This window comes from Curtobacterium sp. ISL-83 (assembly GCF_018613895.1).
Taxonomy (GTDB): domain Bacteria; phylum Actinomycetota; class Actinomycetes; order Actinomycetales; family Microbacteriaceae; genus Curtobacterium.
The window spans coordinates 1-20,186 of sequence record NZ_JAGGPH010000022.1 but is presented as its reverse complement, the minus strand read 5'-3'; the positions used below and the strand labels follow the sequence as shown (position 1 = coordinate 20,186).

At 67.1% G+C, this 20,186-nt stretch carries 21 protein-coding genes and 1 pseudogene; 13 read left to right on the top strand and 9 right to left on the bottom strand.

The genetic code is table 11. From position 1 onward, the window contains the following. Positions 1–327 precede the first annotated feature (327 nt). Together J7E22_RS16570 and J7E22_RS16565 are read right to left on the bottom strand one after the other, a co-directional pair. On the bottom strand, positions 328–609 hold the full coding sequence (locus J7E22_RS16570; protein WP_214982945.1) for a DUF3892 domain-containing protein: 282 nt from the start codon (positions 607–609) through the stop codon (positions 328–330). 184 nt (positions 610–793) lie between these two features. Next, the gene (locus J7E22_RS16565; protein WP_214982944.1) at positions 794–1,138 is read right to left on the bottom strand and encodes an Lsr2 family protein; all 345 of its coding nucleotides are present in this window, start codon (positions 1,136–1,138) and stop codon (positions 794–796) included. Between the two features lie 94 nt (positions 1,139–1,232). Between J7E22_RS16565 and J7E22_RS16560 the strand changes: the two genes are divergently transcribed. The 10 genes from J7E22_RS16560 to J7E22_RS16515 all read left to right on the top strand — a co-directional run bounded on the left by J7E22_RS16560 (position 1,233) and on the right by J7E22_RS16515 (position 10,586). Continuing rightward, positions 1,233–2,249 (top strand): YhcG family protein, encoded by a 1,017-nt coding sequence (locus J7E22_RS16560; protein WP_214982954.1) that lies wholly within the window; start codon positions 1,233–1,235, stop codon positions 2,247–2,249. 900 nt (positions 2,250–3,149) lie between these two features. Continuing rightward, complete coding sequence (locus J7E22_RS16555) at positions 3,150–4,310, top strand: AMP-binding protein (protein ID WP_214982943.1); 1,161 nt, start codon at positions 3,150–3,152, stop codon at positions 4,308–4,310. Continuing rightward, positions 4,307–4,570 carry a hypothetical protein gene (locus J7E22_RS16550; protein ID WP_214982942.1) on the top strand — a complete coding sequence of 88 codons (264 nt, stop codon included), beginning with the start codon at positions 4,307–4,309 and terminating at the stop codon, positions 4,568–4,570. Before J7E22_RS16555 ends, J7E22_RS16550 begins: the two co-directional genes overlap by 4 nt. Before the next feature lie 18 nt (positions 4,571–4,588). Next, positions 4,589–4,966, top strand: a complete 378-nt coding sequence (locus tag J7E22_RS16545) for an ectoine synthase (protein ID WP_214982941.1) — start codon at positions 4,589–4,591, stop codon at positions 4,964–4,966. Next, positions 4,966–6,120 carry an acyl-CoA dehydrogenase family protein gene (locus J7E22_RS16540; protein ID WP_214982940.1) on the top strand — a complete coding sequence of 385 codons (1,155 nt, stop codon included), beginning with the start codon at positions 4,966–4,968 and terminating at the stop codon, positions 6,118–6,120. Before J7E22_RS16545 ends, J7E22_RS16540 begins: the two co-directional genes overlap by 1 nt. 18 nt (positions 6,121–6,138) lie before the next feature. Continuing rightward, a complete protein-coding gene (locus J7E22_RS16535; protein WP_214982939.1) occupies positions 6,139–6,816 on the top strand; it encodes a transglutaminase family protein in 678 nt (225 codons plus the stop codon). Further along, a complete protein-coding gene (locus J7E22_RS16530) occupies positions 6,813–7,748 on the top strand; it encodes a pseudouridine-5'-phosphate glycosidase (protein WP_214982938.1) in 936 nt (311 codons plus the stop codon). The genes J7E22_RS16535 and J7E22_RS16530 overlap by 4 nt, the downstream gene beginning before the upstream one ends. Next, positions 7,745–8,410 (top strand): HAD family hydrolase, encoded by a 666-nt coding sequence (locus J7E22_RS16525; protein ID WP_214982937.1) that lies wholly within the window; start codon positions 7,745–7,747, stop codon positions 8,408–8,410. Before J7E22_RS16530 ends, J7E22_RS16525 begins: the two co-directional genes overlap by 4 nt. Further along, positions 8,407–9,795: an MFS transporter gene (locus J7E22_RS16520; RefSeq protein ID WP_214982936.1), complete on the top strand. Its 1,389-nt coding sequence runs from the start codon at positions 8,407–8,409 to the stop codon at positions 9,793–9,795. Before J7E22_RS16525 ends, J7E22_RS16520 begins: the two co-directional genes overlap by 4 nt. Further along, positions 9,792–10,586, top strand: a complete 795-nt coding sequence (locus J7E22_RS16515; protein ID WP_214982935.1) for a hypothetical protein — start codon at positions 9,792–9,794, stop codon at positions 10,584–10,586. Before J7E22_RS16520 ends, J7E22_RS16515 begins: the two co-directional genes overlap by 4 nt. On the opposite strand, the gene J7E22_RS16510 is transcribed toward J7E22_RS16515, so the two are convergent. From J7E22_RS16510 to J7E22_RS16495, 4 genes are all read right to left on the bottom strand, one after another. Further along, the gene (locus J7E22_RS16510) at positions 10,556–11,182 is read right to left on the bottom strand and encodes a ScbR family autoregulator-binding transcription factor (RefSeq protein WP_285439943.1); all 627 of its coding nucleotides are present in this window, start codon (positions 11,180–11,182) and stop codon (positions 10,556–10,558) included. The genes J7E22_RS16515 and J7E22_RS16510 overlap by 31 nt on opposite strands. 675 nt (positions 11,183–11,857) lie before the next feature. Continuing rightward, complete coding sequence (locus J7E22_RS16505; RefSeq protein WP_214982933.1) at positions 11,858–12,475, bottom strand: TetR/AcrR family transcriptional regulator; 618 nt, start codon at positions 12,473–12,475, stop codon at positions 11,858–11,860. Next, complete coding sequence (locus tag J7E22_RS16500; RefSeq protein ID WP_214982932.1) at positions 12,472–12,951, bottom strand: MarR family winged helix-turn-helix transcriptional regulator; 480 nt, start codon at positions 12,949–12,951, stop codon at positions 12,472–12,474. The genes J7E22_RS16505 and J7E22_RS16500 overlap by 4 nt, the downstream gene beginning before the upstream one ends. Continuing rightward, on the bottom strand, positions 12,944–14,653 hold the full coding sequence (locus J7E22_RS16495) for an MDR family MFS transporter (protein ID WP_214982931.1): 1,710 nt from the start codon (positions 14,651–14,653) through the stop codon (positions 12,944–12,946). The genes J7E22_RS16500 and J7E22_RS16495 overlap by 8 nt, the downstream gene beginning before the upstream one ends. A 409-nt stretch (positions 14,654–15,062) precedes the next feature. Between J7E22_RS16495 and J7E22_RS18055 the strand changes: the two genes are divergently transcribed. Further along, positions 15,063–15,191: a hypothetical protein gene (locus J7E22_RS18055; protein WP_285439942.1), complete on the top strand. Its 129-nt coding sequence runs from the start codon at positions 15,063–15,065 to the stop codon at positions 15,189–15,191. Positions 15,192–15,577: 386 nt separating this feature from the next. Continuing rightward, on the top strand, positions 15,578–15,781 hold the full coding sequence (locus J7E22_RS16490) for a hypothetical protein (RefSeq protein WP_214982930.1): 204 nt from the start codon (positions 15,578–15,580) through the stop codon (positions 15,779–15,781). A gap of 128 nt (positions 15,782–15,909) precedes the next feature. Here J7E22_RS16490 and J7E22_RS16485 read toward each other — a convergent pair whose 3' ends face one another. Further along, a complete protein-coding gene (locus J7E22_RS16485) occupies positions 15,910–17,280 on the bottom strand; it encodes an MFS transporter (protein WP_214982929.1) in 1,371 nt (456 codons plus the stop codon). A gap of 242 nt (positions 17,281–17,522) precedes the next feature. On the opposite strand from J7E22_RS16485, the pseudogene J7E22_RS16480 reads away from it, so the two are divergent. Further along, positions 17,523–18,400, top strand: a pseudogene (locus J7E22_RS16480) (helix-turn-helix domain-containing protein). Positions 18,401–18,415: 15 nt separating this feature from the next. Here the strand turns inward: J7E22_RS16480 and J7E22_RS18350 are convergent. Beyond that, positions 18,416–19,441: a S66 peptidase family protein gene (locus tag J7E22_RS18350; protein WP_214982928.1), complete on the bottom strand. Its 1,026-nt coding sequence runs from the start codon at positions 19,439–19,441 to the stop codon at positions 18,416–18,418. Beyond that, the gene (locus J7E22_RS16470; RefSeq protein ID WP_214982927.1) at positions 19,393–19,923 is read right to left on the bottom strand and encodes a hypothetical protein; all 531 of its coding nucleotides are present in this window, start codon (positions 19,921–19,923) and stop codon (positions 19,393–19,395) included. Before J7E22_RS16470 ends, J7E22_RS18350 begins: the two co-directional genes overlap by 49 nt. Positions 19,924–20,186: the final 263 nt, after the last annotated feature.

Sequence of the window (20,186 nt, the reverse complement as noted above, 5' to 3'; positions counted from 1 at the left end):
GCTCGAAACCTCGGCGGGAGTGATCCTCACGCCGGACCTCACCTTCTGGTTTCAGGGGCTTGGAGCATGGCTTGGGTTGAGACGGGCAAGGTTTGGAAGCCGGTCACAGTTGCTCTGCATGTCGGGCTCTACCCGATTCAAGCCAGTCGATTCCACAGAAAGTGACGAGTCCCCACGCGAGCGGCTCAAGGCTCTTCGCCGAGCACGCCGTCGACGAATGACCCGGTGAATCATGGGTTGCGTGGGGTGCGCCGTCGTGTAGTCGCCAAGAGGTCCTCACGGCGCGGGCCGGGTCTGATTCCTCTCGGGGCTCTACCGCACTGTGCTTCAGAACGTATCGAGTGAGAGCAGGTTGTTGTTCCACTGGCCGTCGGCGTAGGAGCGGAGGTAAGCACTGCCACCCTGCGGCCGCACAACGCCGACGGGGACCTGATTTGTGCCAGTCCCGACATAGGCCTTGCCGTTCTTGTCGTCGATCCAATCGACGACGGTGGCAACGGTGCTGCTGTCGGTAGCGCCATTCTCGCGGTTGGTCCACCGCACATGCGTGATGTGCTCGTGGTCGCGAACCCCGTTGGAGAGGCGGATGTGTGTAATGCGAATGCTCACGGGTACTCCCTTACGGCTGCGACACGTCGTCGTGTCCAGGCCACCGTCGCACATGCCGCCGACATCGAGCCGCGTCAGATGGAGGTGAGCCATGCACCTGACATAACCCCGCCATATCGGCGCGAACATGAACAGCCGACCACCCTCACCGGGGCGGCCGGCTGTTCTGCTTGGGGGAGTGGCGTCAGTGTGCGGCGTCGTACGCGTCGCGGACGGCCTGGCTTATCCGGCCGCGTGAGGACACGTCGTGGCCGTTCGCGGCGGCCCACTCGCGGACCTTGCCGAGCTCCTCGGAGTTGCCGCGCTTCGGGGTGCTACCGCTGGCGGAGCGGCCGGTACGACTGCCGACCTTGCGGGCGGCAGCAATGTAGTCGGCGAACGCTTCACGGAGCTGCTCAGCGTTGTCATTGGTGAGGTCGATCTCGTAGCTGGTGCCGTCGAAGCCGAAGGTGACGGTACGGCCCTTGCCGTCTTCGATGGTGTCGCCGGTGAGGTCGTCGACGAAGTGCGTGGTGACTTTCTGCGCCATGGGGGATGTCGCCTTTCGCTAGAGGGGCACCTCCACTGTGGCATGTCTGCTCAGGAGGTTCTTCCGATGTTGCCCATCAGGCAGACTTGGCGTGATGTCTCATTCGTCGCCAGCTGTCTCCGGGTACGCCGCTGCCCTTACTGAGCTGAAGCAGCAGGTGCGCGCTGCCCGGTTCGCAGCGCAGCGCCGCGTGAACACGGAACTCATCCGTCTCTACTGGGGAATCGGCGCGACGATCCTGCAACGCCAGGGCGATGAGGGCTGGGGCAGCAACGTCATCGGCCGCCTCGCGACGGATCTGCGTGCCGAGTTCCCCGAGATGAAGGGGTTCTCGCGGGCGAACCTGTTCTACATGCGGCGGTTCGCGGGGGAGTGGCCTATGGACGCAGTTGTCCAACAGGCCGTTGGACAACTGCCGTGGGGCCACATCACGGTCCTCCTCGACAGGCTCGATGATCACGATCTCCGGGATTGGTACGCGGACCAGGCGGCAGCGCACGCATGGTCCCGGAACGTGCTCGAGCACCAAATCCGAACTACCGCGCACACGCGGCTGCAGGCGGCACCGACGAACTTCGTCGACGTGCTCCCGCCCGGTGACTCTGATCTGGCGCAGCAGATCACGAAGGACCCGTACGTACTGGACTTCCTCGCCCTCGACGGCGACGCGAAGGAGCGCCACCTCGAGCAGGCGCTCGTGGACCGCATCATCGACACCCTCCGAGAGCTCGGGGAGGGGTTCGCGTTCGTGGGCAGGCAGGTGCACTTCGATGTCGACGGTGACGACTTCTACGTCGATTTGTTGTTCTTCCACGTCGACCAGCTCCGCTACGTGGTTGTGGAGCTGAAGACCGGCAAGTTCAAGCCTGAGTACCTCGGCCAGCTGGGCTTCTATGTGGCCTTGGTCGACGACAAGCTCCGCCGCCCTCAGCACGCCGAGACCGTTGGCCTGCTGCTCGTCGCGGACAAGAACGACGCCGTCGTCCGCTACTCACTTGGCGCCCACCACACTCCGCTCGGGGTCGCCAGCTATGACCTTCTCCCGCCGGCCGTGCAGGCGGCGTTGCCATCGGAGGCAGAGCTTGCCGAGGCGCTCCGCGCTGCGGACTAGTACCGAATGGTCGGGTTCATCGGGGCTCGTTAACGAGCGTGCAGGGCACGCTGGTGCGCCACCGTTCGCTAAGCGACAGCGCGGAGATCTGCACCGTCCGGGCTGGGTTGGCAGCGCAGACCTCAGTGACGTTCTGCACGTGTGTTGAGCTCACTGGGCCGTCGGCAGGTTTGGCTAGGTGCCGGCGTTCCACCACACCGCCGCGGCCAGCACTGAAGCGCTCCTGCCACCGCCGGTGGAGCGAACTCTCGCGCGCGGGGTTCTTGTGCGTCGCGCACGCACCCCGGACACACAACCTGACATAAGATACATTATCGGCAGAGTCGGCTGTGGGATTGCTGGTGCAGTAGCTGCTCCTTTTGGGCCGCCAGGATCCGATTGTGTCGACATTGGCGGCGACGTTTGACCGTTGAGTGCGAGGGGTCACAGGTGGCTCTTCACCCTCCCCGAACTCGGCATCAGTGGTCAGGCGCGCTCCTTGGCAGAGGTCGAGGTCGAGGTCGAGGACGAGGACGAGGACGAGGCGCAGGGGGCGCCGCGATGTGGGTCGACGGCGCACCCGAGGCGGGCGATGTGATGGTCCGCGTAGAGGCAAGAGCTGGGTACTCACCCTCACTTGCGAAGGGTACGTAAACAATTCGCAACATCCTTCCCTCAAAACAAACATGCACGTATGTTTGCTTCGTAGATCGGGGGATTGGGATGACCACAAGACCAGCGCTGGATGAGATCGCTGCACACGGGGAGCGCACGCCGGCCCACATCGCACTGAGCGGAGCGGGGTGGGCTGTCTCGTACGGCGACCTCCTCGAAGAGGTTGCGCGGACGAGGATCACGCCGGCGCGAGCGCCCGGACCAGGTGTCGTCGTGCCTATCCGTGCGGATCGAAAGGGTATGGCGGTGCTCGCGGTGCTCGCGGTGCAAACTGCCGGACGGATCGCGCTCGTACTGGCCGAGGACGCCGGCGAGGAGTACGTCCATGCCGCGGTCGTAGCAGCGCACGACGCCACGTCGTTGACCGTGGCCGCTCTAGGTTCCGCGGAGGGGCTAATCACCACGACGTCGGGGACGACCGGAGTCCCGAAGCTCGTGCACCATGATCCGCGCGGCATCGACCGCTTCACGGCGTGGGCAGCGAGCACCTTCGGGTTCGGTCCATCAACTGTGTCGCTCGTCTGCAGCCCGATGAACTTCGACGTCTCCTTGCTCGACGTCTGGGCCGTGCTCCGGTCGGGCGGCCGCGTCCACTTCGCAGACGCCGCTACCGTTGCCGATCCGGTCGCGCTCCGTGCTGAAGCCGAGCGGTCGGAAGCGACCTTCCTCCAAGCGGTCCCGACGGTCCTCGCACGACTCGCGGACGCAGGCGCGCCAGCACCGACCTTCACGACCGTGGTGTCGACGGGTGACGCGTTTCCGGCGACGCACGTGGACCGGCTTCGGGCATTTGCGCCGAACGCGCGGATCATGAGCGTCTACGGGTCGACAGAGACCAACGACACGTTCGTGGCCGACATCGATGCGGGTGCCCAGCGGGTGATCGGAGAGCCGATCGAGGGCGTTCGAGCGCGCGTGCGGGACGGCGGCAGCGTCGGAGAACTCCAGGTCGCTTCACCGTTCCAGGCTCTGGGGTACCTGAACGCATCCAATCGGGCGTGGACGACCGAGGGTGGCGTCCGCTGGTACGACACCCGCGACATCGTTGAGAAGACCCCTGATGGACTCCGGCTCGTCGGCCGCCAGGACCGACTTGTGAAGGTGAACGGAAACCGCGTCAGTCTCGACGACGTGGAGGCGGCAGTCCGAGCCCACCCCGATGTCTCCGCAGCGATTGCGGTGCTCACTGAGGAAGAGGGCCGACGCATCGAAGTCGTCGCACAGATTCCGACCGGCGCCGAGATCTCACGGCTCGCACTGCGGTCGTGGCTCGCCAAGCGGCTGCCTCGCGCGGCGATCCCGTCGCGGCTCTGGCTCACCCGGGCCCCCTTCGCCACGACGACGACCGGCAAGGTCGACCGTCGTTCCACCCACCTCCAGACAGTTCGAGAGGAACGAACAGCATGAGCATTCAAGACCAGGTTGAGCGTTACATCGTGACTCACCACGCGCCGGACCTCGCGAACGAGTCGATCCCGCGCGATTACGACCTCATCGGAAACGGCGTGATCGACAGCCTTGCGCTCCTCGAACTCGTCGAGTGGGTGCAGAACACCTGGTCGATCAACATCACCGACGTCCAGCTGTCACCGGACGACTTCCGCACCGTCGAGGCCATCGAGCACTTCGTCCTCACCCACTCCGCTGACGCGCTCGTCACCGACTGACCAGAAAGAGTCGCATCAATGTTCACTCGTACGCGATCCGCCGCCGACTCGATCGACTGGGGCAACGGCACCAGCGAACGCCTCCTGACCGCTGCGGACCCCTTCGGCTTCACGGTCGCCCACACCGTCGTGAAGGCCGGGTCACGCTCGGCCCTTCAATACCGGAACCACCTCGAAGCCTGCTACTGCATCGCGGGGAGCGGTGCCGTCGAGTCTGCGGATGGATCTGTGCGACACGAAGTGGTCCCGGGCACTCTGTACGCGCTCGACGCGCACGACGCGCACTTCCTCATCGCAAGCGACCACGAGGACCTCGAGCTGATCAGCGTCTTCAACCCTCCGCTCACCGGTCGCGAGCGCCACGCCGTGACCGAAGCGGGATTTTCGAGCTACTGATGACCCTCGTGACGGCTACGCCGGACCCGGCGACGGTCGATACCCTCGAGAGCGCGGTGCGCGCCGCTGCTCGGTCGTGGAACGCCTCCGTGGCCGAGCACGACGCCGCGGCCACGTTCCCGACCGCAGCGTGGCGCACGCTCTCCAACACCGGAGTCTTCGCGATGGGGGTGCCGGCAACCTACGCGGGCTCCGAGCTCACGCTCCGTGAACAGCTCCGCGTCGCAGAGGCGCTCGGGCACTCCAGCGAGGACGCCGGTCTGAACTTCAGCGCCGCGACTCACCTGGCGAGCACGGCCCACGCGATCACGCGCTTCGGCAGCAGCGACGCGAAGGCGAGGTACCTGCCGCCGGTGACACGAGGCGAGCTCATCGGCAGCCACGCAATCACAGAAGCGGACGTCGGGTCCGACGCGCTCTCGATGGCCGCCACAGGGCGGATCGACGCAGACGCGATCGTCCTCGATGCCGAGAAGTCGTTCGTGACGAACGGGCCAGTGGCGGACCTAACCGTCGTCTACGTGCGCACTGACGCTGACGCCGGCCCTCTCGGGCTGACCGCGGTCGTCGTCCCGACCTCCACGCCCGGCTTCGAACGCGGAGAGCAGGTCGAGAAGTCCTCGTTGCGGACATCTCCGATCGGTCCCGTCCGGCTCCGAGGGTGCCGGGTTCCGCGGGCGAACGTGCTCGGCTCCGTCGGTTCGGGCTTCCTGGTGCTCGACGCGGTCATGACCCACGAAATCCTCGTCTCCTTCACCATCAACGTCGGTGAGATGCAACGACGGTTGGAGACCACGATCCGGCGCGTTAGAGGACGCCGTCAGTTCGGACGTCCGCTCGCCTCGTTCCAGAGTGTCCAGGACGCCCTGGTCGAGATGCACCTCGCGATCGACTCCTCCCGCCTCGCCCTCAGCGCCGCGGCGGAGCAAATCGGACGAGGCGAACGCGCGGCGGCGCGGGTGGCGGCGGCCAAGATCACCACGAGCAAGGCCAACCTCAGCACCGCCCAGCAGGCGATCGAGCTCCACGGGGGCGCGGGGGTGCTCTCCTCCACCGGGATCGAACGGGGTCTCCGCGATGCCATGGGAGGCCCCATTTACTCCGGCACGAACGCCGTCCAACGTCTGAAAATCGCGAAGAGCCTCGGGCTCTGAGCGCGTCGAGAGGGAAGCATGTCAACCACCACCGAACCGACCACCGCCGCGACGTTTCACCTGGACCACGACAGCGAGACGGTCCAACGATTCGTCGACCGTCACGTGCCGGACCGCAGCGCGTCCCGCAAAGAGATGGCGGTCCGACTCCATGACGCCGTGCGGGACCGCATCCGCTACGAGGTGTACGACGCCGACCTCACGCGGGCGGGGACACGCGCATCCGCCATTCTCGAGCGAGGCCAGGGCTTCTGCGTCCACAAGTCGATCGTGTATGCGGCCGCGCTCCGAGCGGTCGGGATCCCCGCCCGCCTGGTCTACGGCGATGTCCGCAACCACCTCGCCTCCCCCCGGCTCCTGTCACTCATGGGCGGCGACCTGTTCACGTTCCACGCCCTCGTGTCCGTGAACCTCGACGACCGCTGGGTCCGGGCAACACCGGTCTTCAACACGCTCCTCTGCAAGCTGTACGGCATCGAGCCGCTCACCTTCGACGGCGAGCACGACAGCTACTACCACCCATACGACCTCGCCGGCCGTCGGCACATGGAGTTCGTACGCTGGCGCGGCGAGTTCGACGACTTCCCGTGGGAGACCGTGACCGGGGGCATCGCTGCCAACCACCCGCGGCTGCTCGGCAGCGGGGGGCGGACCACGGCCGGGTCACTCACCGCCGAGGCCGAGGTGATCGCATGAGGACGGTGCTGAGCGACACGGTTCGGTCGGCGCTGGAACGCCGTGACCCCGTGGTCGCGCTCGAATCATCCAACATCACCGGCGGCACATACCCGGCGAACCTCCGGCTGGCTCACGAAATGGACGACGCCATCCGAGAGCGCGGGGCGGAGCCCGCACGGGTCGCGCTTCTCCACGGCGTGGTGCACGTCGGGCTCGACGACGATCAGCTCGAACGTCTAGCTGCAGAACCCGAGGTGGAGAAGGTGAGCACCCGTGACCTGGCAGCCGCGATCGTACGGCAGCAGACAGCGGGGACCACGGTCTCGGCGAGTCTTGCAGCTGGGGTCGCGGCGGGGATCCGTGTCTTCGCGGTCGCAGGCATCGGCGGTGTCCACCGGGGCGCCGAGAGCTCGTTCGACATCTCCGCGGACCTAACGCAGTTCGACCGTTCCCCGATCATCGTGGTCTGCGCGGGCGCAAAGTCGCTCCTGGACCCGCGTCTCACGCTCGAGTACCTCGAGACGCTCGGCGTTCCAGTCATCGGGTACCGTTCCGACGAATTCCCGGGCTACCTGTCGGTCTCCAGCGGCGAACAGATCCCGATGCGCAGTGACAACCTGGCCGAGATCGCGCAGATCGCCCATCGACACTGGGACGACGTGCACTCCGGCGCCGTCCTCGTCACCTCGCCGCTGCCGGCCGAGGAAGGCGTCGATCCTGCCCTGCTCGACCGGCTCATCACGCAAGCACTCGCCGCGGCCAGCTCGGCCGGTGCCCACGGCGCTGCACTCACCCCGTTCGTCCTCCGGGCGGTGGCGGGGGCCACCGCCGGTCGTTCGACCGCGGTCAACCGTTCGGCGCTACTCGCCACAGTCGCGGTGGCGGCCGACCTGGCCGTCCAAGAAGCGACCGTCTCTGTCGACGAGCGCCCCGTGAGCGTGCTCCCGTGAGCGCGGTCCTGTTCGACCTGGACGGAACATTGATGGACACCCCACCCATAATTGTCGAGAGCCTCGGCGCGATGCTCGAGGGGTGGAAGCCGGTGGGCGCTGATGAGCTGCGACCGCACATCGGACGACCGCTCGACGCGATCGTGGCCGACCTGCTGCCCGACGCCACAGCGGGCGAGGCGGCTCGAGCGAAGGCCCGCTTCCGCGAGCACTTTGCGACCGCCACCCGCGACCGCGCCGCGGAACTCGTCGTGCCGCAGGTACCTGAGATCCTCCGCGCCCTCCGACGAGGGGGTACTCGCATCGCGATCGTGACCAGCAAGATCACTGCGTCGGCGAACGAGCTACTCACCGCAGCCGGCATCCTCGACCAGTTCGACGTCGTGATCGGGACCGACCTCGCACCGGTCGGGAAGCCAGCGCCGGACCTGGCATTGCTTGCCGCGACCCGGCTCGAGCAGTCCCCGTCGGGCTGCGTCGTCGTCGGCGACTCCATCGACGACGTGGGCATGGGGCGACACGCGGGTATGAAGACGGTCGGCGTAACGTGGGGCGTCGGCGACGAAGCAGCGCTCCGGACGGCTGGTGCGTCCGCGTGTGTCAGTCGGCCGGACGACCTCGGTGCGGTGCTCCTCGGTTTCCTCGAGCGAGGTGCAGCATGAGCGTCAGCACACGGGTCGCGGAACTCCGAACGACGGGCGGCCTTGCGTTGGCGACGATCTGCGTCGCCCAGTTCCTGGTGGCCCTGGACTTCTCGATCATGTATGTCGCGCTGCCGACGATCGGTCGTGACCTCGCGCTGACGGACGCCACCGCGCAGTGGATCGTGAGCGCCTACGCGGTGTTCTTCGCCGGTTTGCTGCTGGTCGGCGGACGGCTCTCAGACCGGTTTGGGGCACGCAACACGTTCATCGCGTCGTTCGCGCTGTTCGGTGTAGCGAGCATCGTCGGCGGTCTCGCACCGGACGGCGTGGTCCTCCTCGCCGCCCGCGCCGCGCAGGGAGTAGCGGCATCTGTCCTGCAACCGAGCGTGCTCGGCCTCCTGAGCGCGTCGTTCCACGGCGCGGCCCGCAAGCGCGCCGTTGCGGTGTGGGGAGCAGTCGGAGCTTCGGGACTCGCGCTCGGCGTGATCCTCGGCGGCGTCCTGACCGCGCTGGACTGGCGGTGGACCTTTATCATCAACGTCCCGTTCGTGGTGCTCGGGATGATCGGGGCGATCATCGCGTTCCCACGCGCCGTCGACGGTCGCGACCGGGTTCGGGTCCCCGTCGCCGGGGCGATCTCGGGAACGGCCCTTCTACTCGCCGCCGTCTTCGCGTTGACGATCCTCGCCGAGCCCTCCCCGAGCGTGTTCCTAGTCGTGTCAGCACTCGTCGTCGCGGTCGTCAGCGGCGCCATATTCTTCCACCACGAGCGAGGCGGCGCGCCGCTAATCGCGAGACCGCTCCGCGCAACCCGGAGCATCAGGATCGGGGCCGCGGCGACGGCGCTCTACATGGCGTCAGTGGGGTCCGAGTTCTACCTCGTCACCCTCCTCCTGCAGCAGGTCCACGGCTACACACCTCTGCAAGCCGGGTTCGGGTTCCTACCCTTGGCCATCACGGTGACGTTCGGGAACATGCTCGCAGGACGCCTGATCGCCCGGCACAACGTCGCGCGGGTGCTGGTCGCCGGCTTCGCGATCGCCGCGGTCGGGCTCGCACTCCTTGCAACGACGGGGGTCGGCAGCTACGCGGTCGGGGTTGTTCCTGGCCTCCTCATCAGTGGGCTGGGGCACGGCATCATCTACACGTCGATGTTCTCGCTCGGGACCTCGGACGTCCCGGCCGGTCTCGAGGGAGGCGCGGGTGCCGTCCTTACCACCTCGCAATACCTCTCATCCGCCATCACGGTGGCAATACTCACGATCGTGCTCACCGGAGCGCCGGACGCGGCGCGGTTCCCCCTGGCCTTCCTCGTCACGACAGTGTTCGCCCTCGGCGGAGCCGCCCTCGCCTGGTCGGTCACCCGAGCGACACCGCCCCGGAACGCGAGGACAACCACGTGAACCAGCACACGGACCTGCGGATCGGAGCACTCGTCATCCACAACGACCCGGTGCCCGAAACCGAGCTCTGGCTTGGCCGGCCCACCGGGGTGACCGTGCACACCGCCCGGTTCCGGACTCCGCGCGCGACCGGAGAGCACTTCCTCGGACGGCCTGCCCAGGCCCTGCTGAGCGGCGACGTGGAGCAGTCGGTGCGACAGCTGGCGGAATTAGGCACCCACGCAATCGGCTACTGCTTTGTCAGCAGCAGCGTGTTCGGTGGAACCGCGTTCGACGAAGAGTTCGAAGCGCGGGCACGGGAGGTCTCCGAGGGTATCCCCGTCGTGACGGCCGGAAGGGCACTCCGGGCAGCGGTGCAAGCGCGTTCGTCGGGCGGACCGGTGGTCGTCGTCGTCCCACCCTGGTTCTCAGACGAGACAGTGTCGGCGCTGGTCGGATACCTCGACCTGGATCGAGCACCCGTGCGGACTCTCCGGTTCGAACTCGGCCCAAGCTGGGACAGGATCCCCCGTCCCGATCGCTTCGATGCTGGGGCTCGTCACGCCGTCACGCCGGCAGCGGTCGTGCGACAAGTCGAGGCCCTTGGACTTGAAGGCGGTGAGTTAGTCGTCGTTCCTGGCAGCGGGATGCGAAGCGCCGAGGCGCGGACCATCTTGAGCGAACGGTTCGGCGTGAACACTCTGAGTGCAAACAGCGCTCTCCTCGGTGCCCTGCTCGAGGCGGCACGCGCAACCAGCCCGAACGAGGTCATTCCGTCCGTTCAGGCGGCAGCCGCGACGCGGTCGACGTAGCCTTCCGCGCCGGACACCCCAAGCCCAGGCAGGATGTAGAGCCAGAGCGAGTCGAGGCGTTCGCAGATGTTCTGGCGCTGCTCGAGCTGGTCGCCGATCTCCTGGACGCCGAAGACACTCGCGACGACCACCCAAGCGGCGTCGTCAATGGCGCAGTGCTGAGCGACCTCGCCGGCCCGTTGCGCTTCCGCGAGCAGGTCGCGGACAACTTCGACCCAGGTACGGAATGGGGTCGGCAACGGTGCGTCGATCTGGGGCGCTTCCTTGATAAGACGCATCGCAGCCCGGCTCGCGACGTCATCGCGGAATCCGGTCGCGAGGTCGTGGGCGAATAGCATCAGGAGTTCCACGCCCGAGTAGCCCTCCCTGCGCCGCTGCGGGATGTACTCCCCCCAGCGCGCGTACTGCTGTTCGGCCAGTGCCGCCGCGATGTGTGCCTTGGATGAGAAGTGGAAGTAAAGCGACCCGCGGGTCACCGAGGCGCGGGCAGCGATGTCGACCAAACGCGTACCCAAGAACCCGTGCTCGTCGAACTCCGCGGCAGCCGCGAGAAGGAGTTGGGCTCGGGTTCGGAGAGCCCGGACTTGAGAAGGCAAGCGAGATTCCAATGGCTGTTGCTGGTCATCGCATTGTACTCGACCCTTCGCTGCTGACGAGCGCCCAGCATCGGGACAGTTCCGGGGACTGCAGCATGCAGCGCGGCCACCTCTACGACGGCGATCGCGACCACATCAACGCGATCACGCCGCCGCGGCCACCCGCGCAGTAGCCGCGACGAGAGCAAGGAGGCCCGCGCATCTGCGCGGGCCCTCCTTGGTGTGTTGCCTCGGTGTCAGCGGTCCCGGTCGGCGTTGCGGGTGGACGGCGATGGTGCCGGCAGATCCGCGAGACGGGGTTGTCTCGCGGGGCCCGAGCGCATCGGCCGCCGGCGTGCCTGCTCCCACGCGCCGGCACAGAGCTGATCGAAACGACGATGGTGCCTGAGGCCTTGCCGGTACTTGCGCTGAGCGCCTACGGGGCCGGGGATCATTCGCAAGTCCTCCCAGGGTTGGAACCTCTCCGGCTAAACTCCAACTGACATAATCAATGTTATCGGCGCTTCTGAACGTGGTGCGGCAGCACGCCTTCGCAAGTTGAGCTCCCCGGTAGTTCCGACCTCGGCGCGCCGATTCCTGGTCTTCGCGACAGTGCCGCGCTTGCTTGGCGGCGTCAGGAGCGCGTCCGCGGTCCCAAAGACTGCGGGGTCGAGCTACCTGCTACTTCTCTGCAACTCACGTGAGTGCGGCGACCGTGTTCCGCACGAGGGCGAGGGCCGCGCGCGCCAGCTCGGGCCCGTCCGCGTCCTGGTCCGCCCCATGGAAGGCACTCCGGACGGCTGAGATGCAGAGCCCCGCGATCATGTCGGCGACCTGGGCGCGGTGCTCGGGCGCCGCCGGGAGCGGGATGCGCTCCTGCACCACGGCCGCCAGTCGCTGCTGCAGTTCATGCTTGGCCCGGAACAGCGCTTCGCCGATCTGCGGGTACCGTCGGAGGACCTCGCGCCGCTCGTCGTGCAGATCCTGCTGCAGGATGCTCGCCCCGAAGACGGTGACGATCACGCCGATGAGGTCCTCGATGACGTCGCCGGATGCGGGAGCATCGCCCTGCTGCAGGTCATCGGCCATCGCGGCCACCGCGGCCATCCCGATGACGGCGGCCTCCTTCGAGTCGAAGTAGTTGAAGAACGTGCGCGGCGAGACATCGGCACCCGCGGCGATGGCGTCGATCGTGGCGCCTTCCAACCCGTATTCCAGCACCGCCGTGATCGCGGACCGTTCGATGCGCAACCGGGTCTCCGCGCGCTTCCGCTCGCGGAGGCCCATCGTGCCATCGCCCAGTTTGGTCGTCATCGCGCGCCGTCGTTCAGCACCGCGAGCTTCGCCAGGAGCCGGGACAGGTCGTCGAGGTCCTGCTCCGGCCAGCCGCTTAACTCTCCGCGGAACGCGTCGCGGGCATCCGTGCGCATCTGGTTGATGCGCACGACGGCGTCCGGCGTCGCGCTGATGACCACCGCGCGCCGGTCAGACGGATCGGGCTCCCGGCTCACGAATCCCAGGTCGTCGAGCTGGTGCAGCTGCCGGCTCAGGACGCTCTTGTCGAAACCGAGTCGCTCCGCGAGCGCACCCGCGCCGACTGGGCCGCCGATCACGAGTTCGAACAGGGTGCGGTAGCCGGAGGGCTGCAGCGCTGGGTCGAGCTGCGCGGCCTGCTGGCGGAGGCGCTGCCGGTAGCCGTCGAAGAACGCCGCGAACTGCTGTTCGATGCGGTCGACCTTGGGGCTGGCCGTCCGCTCCGGCGCCACCATGGCGGCTCCGGACTCAGCCATCGCGCCGAGTGCCGACGCCGCTCGTGGTCCGGGGATCGCCGACCGCCGCGATCGAGCCGGTCACGGTCCCGATGCCGGCGACGTCCTCGGCCGAGCCCGCGAGGGGGCCGCTGTCGGTGGAGCGCTCGGCGACGGTCTTCGTGGTCAGCGGCTTGTTTGGCATGAAGATGATCGCGAGCACGAGGAGGATCGCGATCGGGGCGGCGATGAGGAAGACGTTGGCCACGGCCTGACCATACGCTGATTCAATGATCTGCCGCACGCCGTCCGGCAGCTTGCTGACTGCTGGGATGCTGCCCGAGCCGAGCTCCTTCGCGACCGCGGCACCCTTCGCTCCGAGGGCCGCGATGGCGTTGCCGAGCTCGGCGTGCTTGTCGCCGAGCAACGTGACGACGCGGTTGCCGAGGACGGTGCCGAGGACGGACACGCCCAGGGCGCCACCGAGCGACCGGAAGAACGCGACGCCAGCGGACGCGGCACCGATGTTCTGTGGCTCCGTGGTGTTCTGCACAACGAGCACGAGGTTCTGCATGACCGAACCGACACCGGCACCCGTGATGAACATGTAGACCGCGACGACGATGTATGGGGTGTCGTACTCGATCGTGCCCATCAGCGCCAGGCCCACGACGAGCGCGATCGAGCCGGTGAGCATGATCGGCTTCCACTTGCCCGTGCGCGTGACGAGCATACCGCCGACGGTGGAGGCGATGAGCAGGCCACCGATCATCGGGATGGTGAGCAAACCTGACTGCGTGGGCGTGGCGCCCCGGGCGAGTTGCATGTACTGAGCGAGGTAGACGGTCGCGCCGAACATCGCGATACCAACGGCCATAGAGCCGATCACGGCCATGGTGAAGGTGCGGTTGCGGAACAGCGTCATCGGGAGGATCGGCTCCTTGGCACGCACCTCGATGAACACGGTCGCGACGAGCAAGACCACCGCACCGATCACCATGATGAACGAGGTCGGGGAGACCCAGTCGAAGTTCTTGCCGGCGAGCGTGACCCAGATCAGCAGCAGCGAGACGCCGCCCGCGATGAAGGCGATGCCGAGGTAGTCGATCGACACCGTGCGCTTCGGCATCGTGCGGAGCTTCAGCGTGAGCTGCAGCAGGATGATCGCCGCGACCGCGAACGGGACGCCCACGAAGAAGTTCCAGCGCCAGCCGAGGCTGTCCGTGAGCAGGCCACCGAACAGCGGGCCACCCACGGTACCGACCGCCATGACCGCACCGAAGTACCCGCCATAGCGGCCACGCTCACGTGGGCTGATGATGTCGGCCAGGATGATCTGGCTCAGCGCAGTGAGGCCACCGGCACCGAGACCCTGGACCACGCGGAAGGTGATCAGCGTGCCGGGGTTCTGCGAGAACCCGGCGAGGGCGGAGCCGAGGACGAAGATCACCAACGAGAGCTGGATGAGCAGCTTGCGGTTGAAGAGATCGGCGAGCTTGCCCCACACCGGCGTCGAGACCGTGGTCGCGAGGAGCGTCGAGGTCACCACCCACGTGTAGGCGCTCTCCCCGCCGCCGAGGTCGCCGATGATGCGCGGCAGCGACGTGCTGACGACCGTCGAAGCCAGGATCGCGACGAACATGCCGAGCAGCAGGCCCGAGAGCGCCTCGAGGACCTGGCGATGGGTCATGCCCGCGGGGCCCTCCCCGTGCTCGGGTGTGGTTGCGACGTCGTGGCGCGCCATTGAGTGCTCCTTCCGTTCCGGGGAGCGACACTGCACCCGATTTGTGGACGAAGGTCAACGATACCTGTGAGTTGACAGATGTCAACTGCCAGTCCGGCAGGGGTCAGCGGAACCACCTCACGAGTTCGGACACAGGAAGAGTCTCGGTCCGCATGGTTGGGGGTCGCGACGCGAGAACGCGAGCAGGCGCGGCACTCGACGGTCCACTCGTCGGGGCCGGTGCTGCCCTCCTCACGGTGTTGAATCCGTTCGTCGACGTCAGCCTCGTGGAGCGTGATGCTGTCCCGGCGCTGCTGGATCGACGAGGTTTCCGCGGAGGGTGGGATCGCGGTGCGGTTCCCGTTCTGGGTGCAGCCCGCGGACCTGGTGTGTTGCGACGTCGCCGGGTGCCACGCCGGCGGTGCCGGAGATGTGGGAGCCGGTCGACCTCGACACCGGCAACGAGCTGCCCGCCCGGTTCTGCGAGGAGCACCAACTCGCGTGGCTTACCCGTCCGCGCGAGACGGCGTCGGCAGCCGAGGACCCCGCGATCGTCTGAGCGGGGTTCCGTGCGGCGCCGCTCAGCGGGGCCGCTGACGGTGTCGGAGTGGTAGCCGTTCGACTCCACTCCCACCAGGTCCGCGGCCCGTACCTCGCCGTATGCGTGGCCGCTGCCGTCCCGTCCGGCTCGTCGCCGTTCGCTGCGGCGACGGTCTTGCCGACCCGTGCACGCCACGCTTCGTACTCTGCGGGCCTGCCTCGATCTGGACGGCAGGCTCGCACGCGACATCGATCTCACAGTGGTGGTTCCCGCCTTGTCTGCCAGGCGTCGTCGAGGCCGTCGGCAGACTTGCAAGTCGGCTGATCTCGAACGATCGGGTCCGTGAGGTCCTCATTCGCAATGACACAGGACAATGGAACGAGGATCCTCGATATCCCAACGGCTTGTACCTTCGCATCCACGCCAAGGGATCGGACGGGGAAGTCTGGAGCATCGATATCTGGTTCGTTGATGAACCCGACCGACAGCCCGACCTGCTTCACCTCGAGACACTCGCCCCATCGACCCAGTCGAAGATCCTCGCGATCAAGCGAGCACAGCACTGGGTGCTGCCCGACGGCTCGCGGATGCCGAGCGTAGAGGTCTAGTTGGCGGTCATCAATCACAGTGTGTCGAGCCCCGACGCATTCCGATCGCACATCGGGGAGCGCATTCGCCGGGCCGGGGCCTTATAGGCAAGCACGTGACGGCGAGCGATGCGCTGCCTGGGCGTGTATCAGGCACCGCTTGAGGTGCTCGTTGCTGGCTGGATCGAGGTCTTCACGCCTGTCGCGACCAGGGCAACAAAAAGCGGGACCGAGGTCAGACTGAGCAGAAGCGGAGACGGTAAGTTACTCGCTCCGGTGAAGGCGCTGCCCACGGCCGCAGTCACCAGAGTGACACTGATCCGAAAGCCCGAGGTGCGGCCGACCGTGGTTGGTTTCGACGCAGCGTCAGTCAGGGCTGACAACAGCACTGCCACCGGCCCGGCGCTGAGCCCGATAACCACCAGGGCGCCTGCGAGCACCCCAACCGACGCGGACGTCGCTCCGGCGACGAGGAATGCACCGCCGCCGAGAGCGAGGGCGACCATGAGCTGCGATCGAGCGGGACCGCGTGAACGAATCCATCCGAACCCGATAGCACCCAGCACCTCCCCGAGCGCAAGAGCCGCGAGCAGGAGTCCAGCTGCCTGGACAGCGCCGTGCGCGGTCGCTTCTCGAGGAGCGATCACGACGATGACACCGCTCGGGAACCCCGTCAGCGCCGCCACGACCAAGATCCGACCGATACCCACGGGCGTCGCTTCCCTGCCCGAACAGCCAGGAGCTTGTGGCGATGTACGACCGGGCGCTAGCGGGTGCGGCGCTCGTCGTTCGATCAGCGCGAACGCGGTGAGCAGGACAACGGAGGCCGCGAAGGACTCGAGAACGGTTGGGCTGGTCCAGGACGCTTCGGCGGCGGTGGTGAGCCCGTACACGAGTGCGAGCAGGCCGAGGGTGACGGTGATGGCTCCGGGGACGTCGAGACGTGTCCGGTGGGTGGTGCGGCTGTCCTGCAACACCATCGGCGCGACGATGAGGACGCCGATCGCGACGGGGACGTTGATCAGGAACGCCCACCGCCAGGACAGCAGGTCCGTGAGTAGGCCGCCGAGGATGGCGCCGGTGGTGAACCCGGCGGCCATCAGGGAGCCGTTCAGCCCTAACGCTCTGTCGCGCGCCCGGCCCTCGGGAAACGCGGTGATCAGTAGCGCGAGGGCGGATGGGACGGCGATCGCGGTCGCGAGTCCCTGCGCGACGCGGGCGATGAGCAGCAGCGCTGGGGTGGTGGCGAGGCCTCCTGCGAGGGAGCCCGCTCCGAGGAGCACCATGCCGATGAGGAACATGCGGCGGCGGCCGGCGATGTCGGCGACGCGTCCCATGAGCAGGGTGAAGCCTGCGGCGCAGAGCGCGAACGCAGTTGCCACCCATTGCAGGTTCCCGATCGCGAAGCCGACGTCCGCGCCGATCGTCGGTAACGCGACGTTGAGGATGGAGAAGTCGACAGCGAGCGTGAAACTCGCTGTCAGCAGCACCGCCAACGCAACACGTTGCCTACCCGTCATCACCCCTTCCGAGCTCGCTGCCGACGGTGCTGGCGGGGCGGGGTGGGTTTCGTGGTTCAAGGTCACAGCGATCCTCGCTTCGTGCGCACGGGCGGATCCGTTCCAGCAGACCGAATAAGCACGGATCTGCCGGGGTGGTGTCAAGCCACCCTCCCGACTTGGGGAGCGGTCAGCCACACCCCGTCGTGCCTGTCACTGCCAGTGGCAGGACAGCCGGGTCGGGGCGGCAGCAGACTGGGGTGATGAACGGTCCGAACGAACTGGGGAACTTCCTTCGCGTCCGTCGCGCAGCCCTGCAGCCCGAAGATGTCGGGCTGCAGGGCTACGGTGTGCGCCGGGTCCCGGGGCTGCGCCGGGAGGAACTCGCCATGCTCGCCGGCGTCAGCCCGACCTACTACGCCCGCCTCGAGCAGGGGCTCAGCAGCAACGCCTCCGAAGCGGTCATCGCTTCCATCGCCCGCGCACTGGAACTCAACACCGACGAACGGGCGCACCTGTTCACCCTGGCCCGCCCAGACCGCTCCATGAAGCGCAGGATCGCGGCGAAACCCGACCACGCACGCCCGGGAACCATCCAGCTCATCACCTCGCTCACCGGCACGCCGGCCGTCATCATCGGCACCCGCAGCGAAGTCCTCGCCTGGAACCCCCTCGGGCACCGCCTCGCCGCTGGCCACCTCGATGCCCACAGCCCGGAGCGTGTCAGCGACCGGCCAAACATGACCCGCACGCTCTTCCTCGACGCGCACACCCGTGAGCTCTACACACGGTGGGACGAAGAAGCCGCCCGCGCGGTGTCATCACTCCGCGTCCTCGCAGGGAAAAACCCCGAGGACCCGGAACTGACCGCCCTCGTGGGAGAGCTCACGGTGAAGAGCCCGGAGTTGCCAAGCTCTGGGCGAAGCACCCGGTGCAGAACTGCGTGTCCGGCTGGAAGTCGTTCCGGCACCCGGAAATCGGTGACTTCGATCTGCACTTCGAAGTCCTCACACCCCCAGACGAATCGGGACACCGAGTGTTGTTCTACACGGCGGACCCAGGGACAGCAGCCGTGAGCGCCCTCGACCTGCTCGCACGAGACGCCGAGAGCCACAGGTCGCGAACCGCCGCCGTCCGCTGAACCATCTCTGAACGGTCAGGGGATCAGACGCTGCGTGATGGAGCCGCCGGCTTCGTTCACCGTGACGTCCGCCAGAGCGCCGTTGATCAACGGCATTTGCGGTGGCTGGTGCCCCGTGTCGAAGTCCAGGATCACGGGCACGTTGAGGTCGCCCAGCGCACGGCGCACGGCTTCGTCCTGGTCCAGCTCGGGCACAGGCGCGCCCTCGGTTCGTCCGATCAGGACGCCGTTCGCGTCGTCAAACCAGCCCGCAAGTCGGAGCGATGTGAGCATCCGGAGCACCGTGATCGAGTTCGACTCGGCAGCTTCCAGGTAGACGATGGTGCCTTCCGGGGCGTGCCGCCGCGCGAAGCCGGGTACGTCGCCGTAGGGGGTGCCGGCCAGTAGCGACACGGTCTCGAGACACCCGCCGATCAGTCGGCCGTGCATCTCGGCTTCGGTTGACTCGTGAAGCACGCGCCAGCGGGTCGGTGTGTCATACGCGCGATCGCGATCGAGCGGCTCGTCTGACCACGTTCCCCAGGGGCGGCTGCGGCGGCGTGGGGCACTTCGCTGGTGGAACGCACTCCCGGGCGCGAGAGCGGCTACGTCTGTCCATCGCTCGAACTCGGTCGGGAGTTCGTAGGGCTCGTCCATGAGGTTCGCACCATGCATCGTCGCGAGCCCAGTCATGGTCGTTAGGGGCAGGAGCAGTGTGGAGATGTCCGACCAACCGACGAACCAGGAGCGTGCAGAGGCCAGGGCGTCCCAGTCGATTGCGTCGAGCAGCTCGATGGCCAGCTCGCCGCCCCACGGTGGGAGTACGGCGCCGGCCGACCGGAAGGCCTCGTGGAGATCATTGGCGCGTTCGGCGGCAGGCGCCGGGACAAGTCCGGGGGTGACTGCATGCGACCGTACGTGGACGTCGAGACCCAGGGATGTGAGGCTACTTACTGCGGCATCGAGCCGCTCACGGAGGTGCCCGGGAACACCCGTCGAAGGCGCGAGAACTTCTACGCGTCCTCCGGCACGGAGCGGGGTCGGGTAGATGATGCTGGCCACGGTTCGACCGTATCGGTAAGTAAAACGGTGTCCCGGTCCGGGCGCTGCATGAGCTCCAAAAACTCCTCCGGGTGCGCGTAGGGCAATACTTCGGCGTGCAGGTGCTGGGCGCTTTCGCGCCCGTCGGCTCCCGCCTGCTGACGGGTACGACCCCTGATGAGTAGCATCTCAGCCACTCCCGCGGCACGACGGATCTCAGCAGGAAGGTCGCCTCGTTCCTGGTCCTGCGGAGCACGCACCCCGTCCTGGACGCGGTCGACGTAGAAGCCAGTCTGCTTCACCGCATTGAATTCTGTAGCTTCCGTCCTCCGTCGCGTGTCCCGCTCGGTGACGTACTGCAAGTAGTCATCAACATCGAGGTCCACTTCGCCGTACTCCCTCGAGTAGTCCCCCCAGAACGAGTCCAGCTCGTCATCCTGCTCGATCGCCGCAACGGGCTTCCGTGGATGCGCGCGCTCGAGCGAGACAAAACGATCAGACAAGACGACGTCGCCGGACCAACAACGTGACAGCGTCGCGGATGAGGCTCACGGCGTTCTCGATCAGAGTTCGCCAGTAGCACGAGCGCCGTTTCGCGTGATTGATTCGGCCACCATCGCTCCATCCGTAGCTGCCCGAGAAGCGGGCGTGCGTCACGATAACTCTGTCTCGATAGCCGACCCTTGGGTTCAGCCGGTCGTTGCAACACCACCGTGAATCGGAGTGCTGCAGATGGGATCAAGGCTGGAACACCGTGCCCGGGAGG